Raw genomic sequence first — 17,730 nt, 5'->3', positions numbered from 1 at the left:
CTCCTTTATTCAACGAATATCAATTTTCATAAGAAAGCATGCGTATATTGTTATTCATTGACAAGTACTTTCTCTTTTTCTGATACAGATAATGTTTTTTCTTTCTTCTTTGACATTACCTCTTTATCGGAAATACGTAAAGAAAATAGTAGTGCTATGAGCAAAAATATTGCTGATCCAATTAATGCTGCTTGATATGGTAAAAAATCGGATTGAGCGTTATTACTTCCAAAACCAGCTAGTATACTAGCTAAAACAGCTACTCCTATTGCTGAACCTAATCGATTTTGCACATTGAATATAGTAGTAGCTCTCCCCATAGAAGGCGGCGTGATATTGTTAAAGGCAGAAAATTGAACCGCACCGACAGATTGACCTAAGAAAATACCGATACCAAACAATAATGCGCGGATTTGCCACGGATTCGTATCGTGATTTACAAAACTTAATAAAACAAAGATAACCACGGTACAAATTAATCCAATAGAAATTACCTTTCGAGCTCCTAATTTCTTATATGACCATGGCACAATTTGTGAAGAAATCATTAATCCAATCGCCTCTGGAAATGTCGTAAGTCCTGATTCCAGCGCGGAAACTCCTATCACATTTTGATACATAAGTGGAAAAACAAATAACATTCCTAGTAAACCAGCTGATGAAAATAATGATATAAGGCTCATCTTTCTAAAGACTGGTTCTTTTAATAAACGTAAATCTAACATCGGTTGCTTTACTTTCAGTTCTACGATTATAAACAATGTAATGAATACACCCCCAGCTATCCCAGTACTCATAATTTCTGGAGAAATCCACCCTTTTGATGGTCCCTGGCTGAGCGCATATATGAGCATCGCAAATCCTGGTGCTGATAAAATAAAGCCGAGCGAATCAAAGCGACCAGCTGATTTTTCAACATGCTCTGCTAAAAATAGAAGTCCAAAGAGCAATGCAACGATTCCAAACGGTAGATTAATATAAAATACCCAACGCCAAGACATTTGATCTACAAAGAAACCACCGATGATAGGACCAACTGCTGGTGCTACAGCAATTGGCAGTACAATGAACCGGGAAATCTTCGGTCTTTCCTCTGGTGAAAATGTTCGGAATAACATCGCCATTCCGACCGGTGTTAAAAGCCCTCCACCAGCACCTTGGATGATACGGAAAATATTCAATGAAGTAATATCGTTAGCCATTCCGCATAAAGCAGAGGCAATTGTAAATACGAAAAGAGCAATTAAAAATACTCTTTTCGTACCAAAACGATCTCCTAACCAACCAGAAATCGGAAGGAAAACAGCTAAACTAACTAAATACCCAACATTCACCGTCCCCATTGCAGATGCAGGTACTTGTAGTTCCCTACTTATCGTTTGCAGTGCTACATTTACAATCGTTGCGTCCATCGCAGCCATAAACATCGCAGTTATATAAACGATACTTACAACTACTTTTGGATTTAGTTTTTCTTTCATTATCGTTTTCCTACTAATGTTTTTTCGCGAACTTGATTACCTTGTGGATTCAAATCTTTCCAGTTATATTCAACATATTCTAAGCAGCTCTGCCTACTAGCTTCTTCATATACGACATTCCAGCCAATAGGTACATCGAGAAAAGCAGGCCAGAGAGAATACTGGCCCTCCTCATTTATTAATACTTTATATGTGTAATTATCATTTTCAAATGGATTCGTCATACTCTACTTACCCCTTTCTTATTCTGCAAATATTTCGCTAATACTTGCCCAATTTCCGTAAGTGGACCTGGCTGACATAGATCTTTATGTCTACAATCAATATCGTGCTGCACAATTTGCCCGTCTAAATAATTTAGCCACGTATTTGGAGAAATAGGATCAAACCAGTCTGGTATAACAGTAGATCTAAAGAATAAGATATCTCCGTTATAAACTTTCGGTACATATTTCCCTAACAACCCTACTGAATTTACATATGTTTCTTTCAAGTTCAATATAGTCTCTTCTTCAAGACTTGCTAATGCACTTCCATCTTTACGAAGGATTTCAACTGCACTTTCCATTGTAAGGGGTTTACCATCCATGTTATCTGGATCATATCCGCCTAAAGCAAGTAATGCAATTAACGCTTCCTCTTCAGTAGGCGCTTCCGTATTTGGTAAGAAGTGTCCAGGATAAGAATCAAGCATAACGAGTAATTCTACTTCTTCCCCTTCATTTTGTAGTTGCGCCGCCATTGCATGCACAACATTTCCTCCAAGCGACCAACCTAATAAACGATATGGTCCATAAGGCTGTACTTCACGAACATGTTTCAAGTAATCCGCCGCCATCTCCTCTAAACTTTTTGGAAGTTCTTCATTTTTAGCAATACCACGTGCTTGTACACCATAGATTGGATAATCTGTTCCTAAAGATTTCATAAGTCCTGCATAGCACCAACTTAATCCACCTGCTGGATGTACACAAAATAGTGGTAATTGATCCCCGCTTGCTCGTAATGGAAGCAACACATCAAGTGCACTTTGACCATTCCCCATCTCAAGTCTTTCAGCTAACCCTGCAACAGTCGGTGCTGCAAATAAAGTACCAATGTTTAGTTCCACTCCAAGCGCCTCTTTCATGCGGCTCATAAGCTGCACTGCAAGGAGTGAATGACCACCAAGATCAAAGAATCCGTCATCAATTCCAATTTGAGGTACACTTAGCACTTCTGTAAACAAGTCACATAACATTTCTTCTTGCGGTGTTCTTGGACCACGACTAGAAGATGATGCGATAAATTCTGGAGCTGGCAATGCCTTTCTATCTAATTTACCGTTTGGAGTTAAAGGTAACTCATTTACTACTACAAAAGCGTATGGAACCATATAATCTGGTAAACTACCACTAGCAAACTGACGCATTTCATTCGTATCAATTGCTTCATTATTTGATGCAACGATATAAGAAACTAACCGTTTATCCCCTAGTTGATCTTCACGTACAATAACGGCTACTTGCTCAACTTTAGGGTGCTTCATTATGACTGCTTCTATTTCTCCTAATTCAATTCGGAATCCACGAATTTTGATTTGATGATCTGCACGTCCTATATAATCTAGCGTCCCATCATTACGCCAGCGAGCTAAGTCTCCTGTACGATACATTCTTGTACCTGGCTTGCTAAATGGATCTGCGATAAAGCGTTCAGCCGTTAATCCTGCTCTTCCTAAATATCCACGCGCAAGTCCTGCACCTGCAACATACATTTCTCCAACTACTCCAGGTGGGACTGGTTGTAAATAGTTGTCTAACACATACACTTTAAGGTCAGGTATACTGCACCCAATTAAACTATTTGCTCGTAAAGAGACGATAGTTTCATCTAATTCAATATAACTAACATGCACTGTCGTCTCCGTAATACCGTACATATTAATAAGCTTTGGTGCGTTATGAGGATGTCGACTATACCAATCTTCTAAGCGACTTAGCTCAAGTGCTTCTCCTCCAAAAACAACATATCGTAAAGATAATTTTTGGCCGATCTCTTCATTTTCACGATCTGCTTGCATCAATTGATAGAACGCTGATGGAGTTTGGTTTAAAACCGTAACCTTTTCTTTAACAAGAAGCTGTAAAAATTCTTTCGGCGAGCGACTTACAGTATGTGGAACTACAACTAAACGCCCTCCGTATAATAAAGGTCCCCAAATTTCCCAAACCGAGAAATCAAAAGCGTATGAATGGAACATCGTCCAAACATCGTTTCCGTCAAACTGGAACCAATGATCAGTTGCTCCTAAAAGTCTTACTACATTTTGATGAGGTATCATAACGCCTTTCGGTCTACCCGTTGAGCCTGACGTATAAATAACGTAAGCAATATGTGATGGAGATAATGGCTTAATTCGTTCCACTTCATCAATATTTTCTTCACTATATTTCTCAACTTCTGCTAGTACTTTCACATCATCAACTAAAACTTTTAGTGCCTCATCACATTCAATTTCCACTTCTGAATTCGTTAAAACACGTGATGGTTTCGCATCGTGTAGCATAAATGAAATACGGTCTGCTGGGTAATCTGGATCTAACGGAAGGTATCCAGCACCAGCTTTAAGAACAGCTAATAAGCTTACAACCATGTTTAATGATCTTGGCATCGCTAAAGCAACGAGTTGATCAGGACCAATCCCTTTTGCTATTAGGAATCGAGCTATTTTATTTGCTTTTCTATTTAACTCTTCATAAGTTAATTTCTTATCTTCAAAGACAACAGCAATAGAATTTGGATTTATATGAACCTGCTTTTCAAACAATTGTGGCAATGTCATTTCTGGTGCAATTTGAAAACCACCATTCCACTTTTCTAACACTGTATTTTTCTCTGCTACAGCTAATATTTCTAATGTGCCAATTGATCGATCCGGATTTGTAGCTGCATCATCTAATAACAAAATGAATCGTTCTATTAGTTTTTGAACCGTTTCACGTTTATATAAATCGGTACTAAACTCTAGTAATCCATGTAAACCGTTCGGAGTACCATCAACTCCGTTATTCTCACTAATTTCAAATGTTAAATCAAATTTTGCAGAACCGACGCTTTGAATTTCAAGGCTCGCTTCTAAATCTGGTACATGAAACGTTGCTTCTGGTGTATTTTGAAAAGCTAACATAACTTGAAACAACGGGTGGCTGTTTCGAGTACGTACTGGATTTAATACTTCAACAAGCCTTTCAAATGGAACATCTTGATTTTCATAAGCTGCAAGGTTTACCTGCTTCACTCTATTTAATAATTCTTTAAAACTTGGATCTCCTGAAGTATTTGTACGTAACACTAATGTATTTACAAATAAACCAACAATATCTGAAAGTACATCATCATTTCTTCCAGCAATCGGACTTCCAATGGGTATATCAGTGCCTGCACCTAATCTTGTAAATAGTGCACTAAGCCCTGCTTGCAATACCATAAACAAACTAACTCCATTCTCACGTGCAAGCTCTACTAACCTACTATGCATACCTTCATCTATATGAAAATGAATTGTTTCCCCGCGGTAACTCGTCTCAATTGGACGCTGGAAATCTGTAGGTAACTCCATTTGGTCTGGTAAACCTTTAAGTTCTTCTTTCCAAAAATCTAATTGTGTTGAAATAAGACTCTCTGGTGTCGTTTCATCACCTAGCAATTGCTGTTGCCAAAGTGCATAATCTGCGTATTGAACTGGAAGTGACTCCAGCTGAATTCTGTCCCCTTGACATCGCGCTTTATACGCCGCTGTAAAATCTCTCGTTAACGGCTGTAATGACCAGCCATCACCTACAATATGATGTAATAGAATTAATAATACATGTTCGTTTTCACTCACTGTAAAAAGTTGTAAACGAACTGCCGGCTCAAAATCGAGGTTAAAGCTATATCTTACCGCCTCTGAAAGTACACTTTCTAATTCATCTTTACATGTATTAGTTATAACCATTTCTAGATTTAAGTTTTCCATATCTAAAATTTTCTGATAGGAACTACCTAATACGTTAGGGAAAATTGTTCTAAGTGTTTCATGTTTCTCAACTACATCATAAAAAGCACCTTGTAATGCTTCCCGATTCAATATTCCATTCATACGAATGACTAGCGGAATATTATAAGTAGGACTTGGACCTTCTAAACAATTTAAGAACCATAACCTGCGCTGTGCAAATGAAAGTGGAACTTCATTTGGCCTACTTGCTTTCTGAATAGCTGGTCTTGCACTTTTTGCATCGTTTAATTGTTTCGCCAGTTCGGCAACAGTTGGTGATTCAAATAGTTTCCCAATTCCTAATTCCACACTTAACGTTTCACGAATTCTAGCCATTAAACGAGATGCGAGAAGTGAATGTCCACCCATTTCAAAGAAATTATCATCAATGCTAATTCGAGAGACACCAAGTACTTCTGCAAATAAATCACATAATATTTCTTCTTTCGGATTTCTAGCAACTCTCTCATTGTTCATTCCATTAAAATCAGGAGCAGGTAATTTCTTTCTATCCACCTTACCATTTGGCGTTAATGGTAATTCTTCTAGCACAACAAATGCTGATGGTATCATGTAATTCGCTAAACTTTCTGAAACATAAGAACGAATTTCTGAAAGATTAATCGGTTCCTTTTCTTCTGCAACGATATACGCAATGATGCGTTTATCATTTGCACGATCTTCTCGTACCATTACTACCGCTTGTTGAATATTTTTATGTCGTTGTAATACCGTTTCAATTTCAGCTAATTCAATTCGGAATCCACGAATTTTAATTTGATGATCTGCGCGACTAATGTACTCTAACGCACCATCACTACGCCATTTCACAAGATCTCCTGTACGGTACATGCGCTTCCCTGATTCTCCATAAGGATTTGCAACAAACCGTTCAGCTGTTAACTCAGGTTTTCCTAAATATCCGCTTGCAAGTCCTTCCCCTGCAATATATAATTCACCAATAGCTCCAGGTGGAACTGGTTGTAACCCTGCATCCAATACATACACTTCTGTATTGCAAATTGGTTTTCCAATAGGAGGTATACCCTTTTCACCTTCATCAATGTTCATGAAAGTAGACCAAATCGTCGTTTCAGTTGGTCCATATAAATTAGTTATTGAGCAACCTAATTCTCGTAATTTATTTGCTAAATGCGCTGGAAGAGCTTCACCACCAACAAGTATGCTTAGCCCTTGTAGCTTCTCTGGATAATCAGTTACTAACGCCTGCCAAAGCGTCGGTGTAGCCTGCATAATGGTCACTCTTTCTTCATGTAAAAGTGTCGTTAATGCAGAAGGCTCTTGTATGTCTTCTTTTTGCGCAATTGTTAAACTTGCACCACTAATAAGAGGTAAATAAATTTCTAGTGCAGAAATATCAAATGCAAACGTTGTAACTGCTAATAAATGATCATTTTCATTTAATGAAAACTTTTGTTGCATAGCCATTAAAAAGTTACTTAAACCTCTCATAGGAACAATTACACCTTTTGGGTTTCCTGTTGAGCCTGAAGTATATATTGTATAGGCTGGGTTTAACAGTGATACATCATTCTTACATGCTATATTCATACGAGAATATGTATGTAACGCTAGTTTCGTTTCTTCGTCATCTAATACAATTTTTTTCATATCCTTTTCTATAACTAACTTAGATGAAACAGATGAATGTGTTATGATACAAACTGGTTTTGCATCATTTACTATATAAGTAACTCTATCTGCTGGGTATTCTGGATCTATTGGTAAATACGCTGCACCAGCCTTTAAGACTGCTAGCATACTAACTACCATTTCTATTGATCTAGGGAATACTAAAGCTACAAACTGGTTTGGTCGTATTCCTTCTTCTACTAAATAATGTGCTAGTTCATTCGCTCGTTCATTTAGCTCTTTATACGTAAGGTTTACACCGTCACAAGTAATCGCTAGTTTATTGGGATTTTTTTGCACTTGTTTTTCAAATGATATAGGCAGACTGATTAACTCATCGTCTTCCTTCGTTTCATTCCATTCCAATAAAACTTTATGATTTTCTTCAGGCAGAGTAATGTTTATTTTTCCAATCGACTCGTTTTTCTCATAATTATTTACTACTAATTCAAATAGATTCATAAATCTTTCTTTATGCAATGCTAGCTCCGCGCCATTATATACTTCGGGATTCGCATCAAAATGAATCATTAGCTCATTTTGATCAAAACGTTTATATACATTTATTGATAAATCATCGACAGGTCCTGCTGATAAGTTATGCGTAATACCACGATTTCCAGCAAAGTTAAGCCCGTAATCAAAAGGCATAACATTCACTAACGGTCCAAACAACCTTTGATTTTCACCTAGTAACTTTAAGTCTCTTCTTAATTCCTCATGACGGTATTTATAATGGCGACGTACATCTCGGATTTCTTTAGAAACTTGTTGCAATAATTCTGCAAGAGTTATATTTGGAGTTACTGTAATACGAAGTGGAACTAAATTCATTACCATACTTGGTGTATGAATAGATACAGAACCTAGACGTCCCATCATCGGTAAACCTAAAACAATATCATTTTCACCTGTTAATTTATGCATATAAATACTTGTTATAGCGACAATGAATTCCGGCCAACTTGTTAACGAAATATTGATATCTTCTAGTAAAGTTTTCGTGCTAGAACTAGATAAATAAGCTGTTTCTCGTGAAAATCCATTTGATGTTCTCGGTGCTCGTTCTGCCAAACTTACAACTTCTGGTTCATCTGCATACTTTTCTAACCAAAAAATACGATCTTCCTGAAATTGTTTAGACTCACGATACTCAATATCTTCTTGCACGACTTTTGCAAGAGAACCAAATGGTTTTTCATTCTTGTTTGTTTCTTCTATAAGTGATGTATACTCATTCGCTACCTTTTGGCTAAGAAGTGAAAATCCATAGCCATCCATCACAATGTGATGGATGCGCTGATACCAAAAGAAACGATTATTTTCAACTTGAATAAGTGCTTCAGTAAATAAAGTATCTTTTTTCAAATCGACTGGCATAGATAAATCATTTTTCATCCATACTTTAGCAGCTTCTTCAGGATTTTCTTCTTTACGAACGTCAATAAAATGCATATGAAACTGTGATTCTTCAATAACTTGCCATGGGCCAATTTCATCCTCTTCGAAGCGAACATGAAGTGCTTCTGTTTCCATTACAACTTTACGTACAGCTAATTCAAAAATGTCTTGATGAATATTTCCGTTTATTTCTACATATTCCCCAGTATTATAAATTGGATTAAGCGGATCTAATTGTTGCGCAAACCACATACCAGACTGCGCAGATGATAACGAATGACGAATCTTTTGACTGTTAGGCATTCTTTACTACCCCTTTATTATGTAGTCTATTTGTTACAGCACCTGTGCTGTTTGTGAAGATAGTAAACTGTACCAACCTGCAACAGTTGGATGTTCTGCTAAATCTGCAAAAGTGATTTCTTTCCCTTCACGACGCCACTTCTCTACTAAACTCATAATTCTGACCGAATCAAGCCCTCTATTTAATAAGTCCTCATCAATATCAATACTCTCTACTGGCTCACGAAGTAGTTGTGCAACTAGTTCATGCACTTCCTGTATAGTGATTCCTTCACTCTCATCATCTTTTACACTTTGTAAATCGTTTAACAGTAGGTTTGTTGATGTCGTTACTGCACATCTATTAGATGCATACTCCAATGCTTGTTTATGATGCTCTAGTGAAAAATCAGCAACTGCATCTGCTACAAAGAACGGCTCTATACCATCCATAAATGCTTCACAAGCTGTTAAAAGACAGCCAATATGCGCATAAATACCGCAAATAATGAGTTGATCTTTTCCTTGTTCATTTAAAATTTCTAATAGATTTGTCTTTTTAAATGCACTATATCTCCATTTTGTGAGGAATATATCATCCTCATCAGGAGTAAGTTCATCAACAATTTTCTTTTTATCTGGTCCAGCAGGTATACCGTCACCCCAAAAGTCTTGTAATAAACCTCGTTGTTCTAACGTTTGCCCACCAGGTTGTGCTGTATAAACAACTGGTATACCAAGTTCCTTACATTTTTCTCTTATCATTTTAATATTTGAAATAAGTTCTACTTTTGGTGATTCTTTATCGCTATATGCATCAAGAAAGTATTCTTGCATGTCATGAATTAAAAGTACTGCACGTTTCGGATCTGGTGTCCAATTCACTTTATTTTTTGGTAGTTCTGATTCAATTGGCATTTTATATACTGAAATAGATGGGATAGCCATCTAATCACTTCCTTCCGATTTTTATTATTGTTTTACTGTAATAAGTTTTTGAGCAATGACTTTACGTAGTTCTTTTTTGCTGACTTTTCCGACTCCTGTTTGCGGGAATGATTCAATAAATTCAATTCGATCTGGAATTTTATAAGCCGCTATACCACGTTCTCTTAAAAACATTTTTAATTCACTTACTGCCGGAACTTGTCCGCGAACTATAACAAAAGCACAGGTGCGTTCACCTAAATAATCGTCAGGCATAGATACGATTGCTACGTCATGGATCGCATCGTGTGCTAATAGATGATTTTCAACTTCTTCCGCAGCAACTTTCTCACCACCACGGTTAATTTGATCTTTATCTCTTCCTTCTACAATGATGTATCCTTGTTCATTTACTTTTACAAGATCACCTGTGCGATAAAACCCATCCTTTGTAAATGATCGTGCATTATGCTCTTCAGCTTTATAGTAACCACGAATTGTATATGGACCTCGTGTTAATAAACTACCTACCTCGCCCGGTTGTACATCGTTGTCATTTTCATCAACAACTCGTACTTCATCGAGTGCAGACATTGGTCTACCTTGTGTATGAATAATAATTTCTTCCGGATCGTCTAATCTTGTATAGTTCACTAATCCTTCCGCCATACCGAATACTTGCTGTAACGTACATCCAAATGTAGGGCGTATACGTCTTGCAACCTCAGCGCTAAACTTAGCACCACCTACTTGAATAACCTCTAAGCTCGATAAATCGGCATTACGAGAAGATGCAGCATCAAGCCAAATCATTGCTAATGGCGGAACGAGCGCTGTAATTGTAACTTTTTCTTTTTCAATAAGAGCAAAGGCCTCATCTGGACTACCACCAGTTGCCAATACCACTTTTCCACCCGCATAGAAAGTTCCAAATGTCCCTGGAGAACTCATTGGGTAATTGTGTGCTACTGGAAGAACTGCCATATAGACGCTTTCTGCATTCAAATTACAAATTTTAGCGCTAACACGTAAACTATAAATATAGTCATCATGTGTTCTAGGAATTAATTTAGAAAGACCTGTTGTGCCTCCTGATAATTGGAGAAACGCAACATCACTTGGCTGAACTTCTGGTAATGAGACGGGATCCATATACAGATCATTTATGTTCACAAACTCTTCTTCTTCTCCCACTACAATTACATGTTGTAAATTTGGCACTTTCTCTTTCACTTCTCTTGCTAGTTTTCGATAATCAAAACCGAGAGCCTTATCTGAAATAACGTAAGCGCTCGCCTCGCCAAAATCACAAAAATAACTAATTTCACTGCTTCGATGTGACGGCAGTGCAAAGACAGGAAGCGCTCCAATTCGAAATAGTGCAAAACATATTTCGAAAAACTCGATAATGTTAGGTAACTGGATTACAACTCTGTCCTCTTTCTTTATTCCTAAATTCAGTAAACCTGCTGCTAAACGATCTACCTTTTTATTAAGTTCACTATATGTTATATGCTTCTTACCACTTACAACCGCGATTTGATCTCCATATTTCTCAGCCCGCTCTCTTAACACTCCTCCAAATGTTTCACCAAGCCAACATCCTTCTTCTCGGTAACGATCGGCAAATTCTTTTGGCCATTCTGTATAACCTACTAGCATTCTTTCTTCCCCCTATTTTTCATTAAGTGAACTATCTCTTAGCCCTAAAGCTTTTAGCATTGTTTGGAACTTGGCTGATGTTTCTGCTAACTCATCTTCTGGTTTTGACTCAGCAACAACTCCAGCTCCTGCATATAAACGCAGTGTATTTTCTTGTACTTCAGCACAACGAATTGTAACAATCCATTCTCCATCTCCATTTAAATCGCTCCATCCTAGCATTCCTGTAAAGAACTCGCGGTCAAATGGCTCAATATGCTGTATAGCCTCTCTTGCTTTTTCCATCGGAGTTCCGCAAACTGCTGGAGTTGGATGAAGGGCAATTGCTAATTGTAAAGAAGAAGTATTTGGATCCTTCAGTTCACCTTTCACTTCTGTAGACAAATGCCACATCGCTTCACTATGAATAACTGATGGCTTTTCTGGAACATGTAATGTATGACAATACGGACGAAGTCCAGCGGCAACCGCTTCCACTACTACCGCATGTTCATGTAAATCTTTTGGAGAAGAAAGTAATTCCTCTGCTCTTCTTTTATCTTCTACTGGGTCCTCACTACGTGGCCTTGAACCAGCTAACGGATTAGAAATAACTTGCATACCATTACGTGAAACAAGTAATTCAGGGCTTGCTCCAATTAGCGTCTTACTGTTCTCTTTTTCATCTTTCGGTAAATTCACAGCAAATGTATAACCATGCTTATTATGTTCTGCTAATTCTCGCAGAAGTTTTTGCTTATCAATCTTTTCGGAAGATTTAACATCTAACGATCTGGATAGAACGATTTTCTTTAAATCACCGTCCTGTATTTTTTTAATTCCTTGCTTCACACCATTCATATAAACTTCAGGGTCTGGCATTGGCGTCATTTCAAATGTTACGTTCTCATTTGTTTCAAGCTGATTTGTTGTATCCAATTGTAAACGCTCAGAAATCCTACTATATTCTGGTACGATAAGTTGGACTTCTTTTCTACGATCAAATGGCAAAGCACCCACAACGATAGGATTTGGATTTCCAGCTTGTTTCGCATTACTTAATGTCGCTTGCACAAGCTCTGGGAAATTTTCAATTTCACGATGCTTTACTGTAGTAAACTCTCCTTCTGCTAATATCGTTCGAGTTGGTGAAGCAAAAAAGAATGAAGATTCAGTCTTATAATCTTCTAAAAGTTTTTCTGACAATTCCTTTACAGCTATATGTTCATTCATAATATAATAACCTCCTGAATTTTTATTAAACTCCTAACGTAGCACCGCCATCGACACATAAATTGTGCATTGTAATATGACTTGCTCTATCTGAGGCTAAAAATAACACGGCTTCAGCAACTTCTGAAGGTTGTGCAATTTTTTGTAATGGAATTCCGAGTCTATATGTATTTTGAGAACCAGCAATTATATTTTTAGCTCCATTCTCATCAGCCCATAGTAATCTTTGCATCTCAGTTTCAGTAGAACCTGGAGAAACTAAGTTGCAGCGTATATTGTATGCCGCAAGCTCTAGTCCTAAACATTTCATAAACATCGTCGTTGCAGCCTTTGACGCAGCATACGCAGCCATCTCCATTCTCGGCGTATTTGCCGCATTTGAACCGACTGTAACAATTGCCCCTGATTTTCTTAACATCATATTTTTACTTACCGCTCGGGACATATTGAAAACCCCTGTAGTATTTACAGAGAATGTTTTATTCCAATCTTCATCACTTAACGAATGAATTGGTCCCATACGTAAAACCCCTGCAACATTTATTAAAATATCTATTGGCGCTATTTCATTTGCAATATGATTTACCATGTCTTCAACAGCAGCGCTATTACTCACATCTAAACGAAACGTTTTCATACGTGTTTTATTTAATTCATTTTGATTTAAGAGTACATTTAACCCCTCTTCATTTTGATCAACCGCAATAACTGTGGCTCCTCTTTCTAAAAACATTTTGGCAACAACACTGCCTATGCCTTGTGCTGCACCTGTTACTAAAACTGTTTTCCCATCAAATTCCCCTAAGTTCATTTTCTCTATCCTTTCACATAAACATTAATTTCATTAAGTGACACAACTGATATTGATTTTCATTATCAGTTGTGTTGTAAAAAATAATACACTTACTAAACTAATTGGTCAAGTGCGCATTACTTTAAAATCCATTTTATTGATAATGTTTTTCATTTACTATCTTACACCGAAATGATAATGTTTCTCAATAAACTTGTCAATCTTTTTTTATTTTTCAGATAAAGTATTTTAATGCTTCTTAATAAAATCATATGTAAACGCATTAAAAGTACTTATATTATAAATAAAATTCAAAGTCCTCTTTTTAAAATTGAAGAAGCTAAACTAGAGATACGTTCATTTACAATGCTTTATGAAAAACTCAAGTATATATTTTCTCAATATTTTTCTGAAAATATATCTTACAAATACTAATGAATGTCTTTTTTGTCATTTAAGATTTAATATATATTTCGAATACGATGTATCGATTTATTATATTTCAATATAATCCAAATCGGCATTTCACTCACTTTTACATCTATGAAAATCACAAAAGTAATTTAACCTTGTTAAAATAACTCATAAAAAAGCATCCTAATTAATAGAATAGGATGCTTTTTCGTAATCATATTGTTATAGAAGATTTATATACTTATGCTACGCTGCGATACTCTTCTTCTTTTTCTTTTTTCTGTTTAGGTGCTTGAATTAAAATTGCGATAATGAATGACACGACACATAATACACCGATCACCATGAACGTTGGTTTGAATCCACCTAGAAGTGCACCGATAAAGGAACCTGCAAGCGCCCCAAATCCAAATCCTTGATACACAATTCCGTAGTTCTTACTATGGTTTTTCATACCGAAGAAATCACCAACAATAGCTGGGAAAATAGTGATATTTCCACCAAAGCAAAACGCTACACTTGCTACACATACGAAGTAAATACCATAATTTAAATCTACAAAACTTAGAACTAAGACTGAACTCGCCATAACAACAAAAGTACCAGTAACGATTTTTAAACGCCCAATTTTATCCGATAATGGTCCTAAAATGATACGACCTAATGTATTGAAGATTGCAACCATAGCCACCGCATTAGCTGCTGTTGCTGCGCTAAGTCCTACAAGTTGAACACCAATGTCTTTTACCATACCAATTAAGTATAAGCCACTCATACATGATGTAAATAACATGATAAATAATAAGTATACTTGTTTTGTGCCTAACATTTCTTTCGTTGTGTATTCCTTAGTTTTTGTTTCATGAACTGCTCCTTGATCTGCAGCTTGATGGATTAAACAAGCACCAATTACAATCATAGCTGTAACAATTAAACCCCAGTATATAAATGCTTGCGATACACCAACTGATTCAATCAACTGTGCGTTAACGTATTTAAAGATTAAGCTACCTGAACCATATGCAGAGACAGAAATACCAGCAATTAAACCTTTACGCTCTGGAAACCACTTTATTAAATTTGATAGTGAAGTGATATATGCTGTACCATCTGCATAACCTACAACAACTCCCGCTAGTACATAAAGTAATATTAATGAGGATGCTTGTGAGCTAAGTATTAATCCTAGTCCTAATGCTAATCCAGCTATCATAATAAGTTTACGAAGTCCCCATTTTTCTTGCAATTTACTCGCAAATAAAGTTGAAAATGCTAAAGAAAGACTAGTAATTGAGAAAGTTATCGCAACAGCGTTAAGACTCCAACCGTATTTACTAACTAAAGGCTGATTGAATAAACTCCATGTATATATCGTCCCAAGCCCCATTTGTACTATAACTGTGCCAAGGACAACAAACCATGGATTAACAGTTGATTTTTTCATACCTTTCCGCCTCCTCTTTCTATTTCAATGCTATTCGCTAAATTTACTTTTTTTATGTTCATTTTGGTCACCTCTTTTGATTTGACACCTTCATTGTATAAGATGTTTTCGTTTATGTAAGCACTTACAAGACAGAGCGTCAAAAACGTAGAATCAGTTACAAAAAACGAAGGATGAAATACAAAAACTACTTATTAAATACGTAACAGTTATTTAATAAGTAGTTTTTGTATAAGCTCGATTTACATTTATTTTTGAACTCTTTTTTAAAAAGTGAAACAATAAAACCGTCTCTTTACTATTTATTAAAGAGACGGTTTTATTGGGTCAATTCATAAGCCTGACTTTCTTTATACGTTTATAATTGTTTCTTCAAATGTAACAATTGGCTCTACAAATTCCATCATAATGAAAGCATTTTTAATACGTCTTGTTAAAACTTCTTTTAATTCTGCACACATTTGTTCTGTAAGTGATTTTACAAATACAAAGTTGTGATAATAAATCACACTCTTCTCTTTACTTAATGGGTTTAAAAACATCCCCTCTTTTGTAACGAGAGCATTAGAATGTCCCGATAAAGTTGAAAGAAACGTCTCTAAAATTTTTATTTCTCTTTTTGAAAACGATTCTTCACAAACTACTTTAATATTCATTTCTGTTATCATTTATATATTCCCCCAACCATTTTTTCACAAGGGGATACTATAATACTATTAAATTTTCACAAGACTCCCCTTGTCGTTCATAAAATTCACCAGAAAACTAAGTTGACTAACTTGTTTTTTCCCTTTAGACATATAAATCTTTCCTTTCGTATATATTACTTCTACATTTGTAATTGATTACCTTTTTATATTAAAGTTTTTCTATGTTTTTAATTGGAATTTTACCAATTAGAGATCTTATTAATAAACGTATATTTTTCTTATACTCCTGAAAAAAACTTTACTTATCTACTTTACGTTTTGTGCTACATAGTGTCTGTCTTTTGAATAATTTGTTTCTCTGCAGTATTTAGTTTCGCTAATGCTGAAAACAATTTACTTTGCTTATAATACAGTGAAACTTTAATCAGCCCTCGCCTAACTTCTTTGCTTCCACTGAATTTTGAGGCGGGGGTCTTACTGCCCAGCAAATAGCGGGATAAACTTAAATAAAATATAACTTTTAACACAGGAGTACTTTATACTCTTCAATTAGAGAACAAATTTTTTTCCAATAAATAAAACTAAATATTCACTAATATATCTATCCGTGGTTTAATATATATAATAAAAAAATATTTCTGTCTTTAATGAGGAGGTACTATGAAAGCAAACGTAGGGGATACTATACTTTTTCAACGAAATAATTTAAAGATTACAGGATCTGTATTAAAACTTTATACTGAATCGGTCTTAGTTGAAATTACAAATGTAAGCGGTGGTACTTTTGAATTTGATCGAACAATTGTAAATCATAAAAACTATAAAGTTTTAAATACAAATACATAAAACAACACAAAATAGCCCCTGCTCAACAGCAGGGGCTATTTTATATAAAAATATTTCACTAGTTTATATACCCTAAAACATTAACAATCTTACTCGCTTTTAAATTGTTAATATGATAATAAATTTCTAAACCTCTTCTCTCTGCTCGTAACACTTTACCCTTCATTTTTGATAGATGTTGTGAAACAGTAGATTGCGGAATATTCAGTAACTCTGTTAATTGTGTTACATTACAAGTTTTTCTCGTACTTAATTCATTTACAATTTGCAGTCGGATTGGATGCGCCATAATTTTTAAAATATCTACATCTTCTTCTGAAACTAAAGTTTTTCTCATTTCACTCGTATATGTTGTCATAAGACATTCCCCTTTTATATGAATTCCATATTCATAAGATCTATTTCCAAATTTTTTAAAACCCTTGATTAAAACTTTCATATAGAAATAAAAGGATTTTAAATTTTTGAAAACAGAACTTACATTTACTTTATTTATTTATTTGGTACATATACATAATACAATGTTAATATGTGCTCTATGTGAAGTTCACATAAATTTGTGATGAAGATTTACTTAGCCACTCGCATCCTACTCATCTAATTACCCACTGCATAAAATCATCAGTTATTTTAACACATTTTAGGCGTTTGTATATACTATTTATAAAACAACTTTTATAAAGGGAGGATTCATATGCCTACAGCGTTACAAGAAGAAGTCGAAGAAGCACGGGAAACATATGTCAGTCGTATCATCTTAGTTGGAGGATCGACTTTATTTTTAGTAGGCGGGGTTATCTCAGCAATTTCAGCTTTTAAAGCTTATAATCGTTTGGAGAATACGCCGCCTTCTACAGATAATTCATAGATATTTTATAAAATAAAACGTCGCCTCCAATATGAAGAGACGACGTTTTATTATTCATACATATGACACTAAAAGT

At 35.6% G+C, this 17,730-nt stretch carries 12 protein-coding genes; 2 read left to right on the top strand and 10 right to left on the bottom strand.

Annotated elements, in window-relative coordinates:
- Window positions 1-50: 50 nt before the first annotated feature.
- From ACTFP3_RS08000 to ACTFP3_RS07960, 9 genes are all read right to left on the bottom strand, one after another.
- Window positions 51-1,481, bottom strand: a complete 1,431-nt coding sequence (locus tag ACTFP3_RS08000) for an MDR family MFS transporter (RefSeq protein ID WP_163093469.1) — start codon at window positions 1,479-1,481, stop codon at window positions 51-53.
- Window positions 1,481-1,705, bottom strand: a complete 225-nt coding sequence (locus ACTFP3_RS07995; protein WP_000184059.1) for an MbtH family protein — start codon at window positions 1,703-1,705, stop codon at window positions 1,481-1,483. The genes ACTFP3_RS08000 and ACTFP3_RS07995 overlap by 1 nt, the downstream gene beginning before the upstream one ends.
- Complete coding sequence (locus ACTFP3_RS07990; protein ID WP_440009919.1) at window positions 1,702-8,859, bottom strand: amino acid adenylation domain-containing protein; 7,158 nt, start codon at window positions 8,857-8,859, stop codon at window positions 1,702-1,704. Before ACTFP3_RS07990 ends, ACTFP3_RS07995 begins: the two co-directional genes overlap by 4 nt.
- A 33-nt stretch (window positions 8,860-8,892) precedes the next feature.
- Window positions 8,893-9,786 carry an isochorismatase family protein gene (locus ACTFP3_RS07985; RefSeq protein WP_266002497.1) on the bottom strand — a complete coding sequence of 298 codons (894 nt, stop codon included), beginning with the start codon at window positions 9,784-9,786 and terminating at the stop codon, window positions 8,893-8,895.
- Window positions 9,787-9,810: 24 nt separating this feature from the next.
- Window positions 9,811-11,427: a (2,3-dihydroxybenzoyl)adenylate synthase gene (locus tag ACTFP3_RS07980; RefSeq protein ID WP_266002495.1), complete on the bottom strand. Its 1,617-nt coding sequence runs from the start codon at window positions 11,425-11,427 to the stop codon at window positions 9,811-9,813.
- A gap of 12 nt (window positions 11,428-11,439) precedes the next feature.
- Window positions 11,440-12,639: an isochorismate synthase DhbC gene (dhbC, locus tag ACTFP3_RS07975; protein WP_087968040.1), complete on the bottom strand. Its 1,200-nt coding sequence runs from the start codon at window positions 12,637-12,639 to the stop codon at window positions 11,440-11,442.
- 25 nt (window positions 12,640-12,664) lie between these two features.
- Window positions 12,665-13,450 (bottom strand): 2,3-dihydro-2,3-dihydroxybenzoate dehydrogenase, encoded by a 786-nt coding sequence (dhbA, locus tag ACTFP3_RS07970; protein WP_440009915.1) that lies wholly within the window; start codon window positions 13,448-13,450, stop codon window positions 12,665-12,667.
- 637 nt (window positions 13,451-14,087) lie between these two features.
- Complete coding sequence (locus ACTFP3_RS07965) at window positions 14,088-15,290, bottom strand: L-lactate MFS transporter (RefSeq protein ID WP_000750110.1); 1,203 nt, start codon at window positions 15,288-15,290, stop codon at window positions 14,088-14,090.
- Between the two features lie 350 nt (window positions 15,291-15,640).
- On the bottom strand, window positions 15,641-15,958 hold the full coding sequence (locus tag ACTFP3_RS07960) for a hypothetical protein (RefSeq protein WP_000627304.1): 318 nt from the start codon (window positions 15,956-15,958) through the stop codon (window positions 15,641-15,643).
- A gap of 642 nt (window positions 15,959-16,600) precedes the next feature.
- Between ACTFP3_RS07960 and ACTFP3_RS07955 the strand changes: the two genes are divergently transcribed.
- On the top strand, window positions 16,601-16,786 hold the full coding sequence (locus ACTFP3_RS07955) for a YkvS family protein (RefSeq protein ID WP_000646793.1): 186 nt from the start codon (window positions 16,601-16,603) through the stop codon (window positions 16,784-16,786).
- Window positions 16,787-16,844: 58 nt separating this feature from the next.
- On the opposite strand, the gene ACTFP3_RS07950 is transcribed toward ACTFP3_RS07955, so the two are convergent.
- Window positions 16,845-17,144, bottom strand: a complete 300-nt coding sequence (locus tag ACTFP3_RS07950; protein WP_000214801.1) for an ArsR/SmtB family transcription factor — start codon at window positions 17,142-17,144, stop codon at window positions 16,845-16,847.
- 336 nt (window positions 17,145-17,480) lie between these two features.
- Between ACTFP3_RS07950 and ACTFP3_RS07945 the strand changes: the two genes are divergently transcribed.
- The gene (locus ACTFP3_RS07945) at window positions 17,481-17,654 is read left to right on the top strand and encodes a hypothetical protein (RefSeq protein WP_001141668.1); all 174 of its coding nucleotides are present in this window, start codon (window positions 17,481-17,483) and stop codon (window positions 17,652-17,654) included.
- Window positions 17,655-17,730 lie beyond the last annotated feature (76 nt).

Source organism: Bacillus cereus group sp. MYBK5-2, from assembly GCF_051915685.1.
Taxonomy (GTDB): domain Bacteria; phylum Bacillota; class Bacilli; order Bacillales; family Bacillaceae_G; genus Bacillus_A; species Bacillus_A cereus.
The sequence above is the reverse complement of the archived record's forward strand: the minus strand, read 5'-3'. Positions and strand labels throughout refer to the sequence as shown.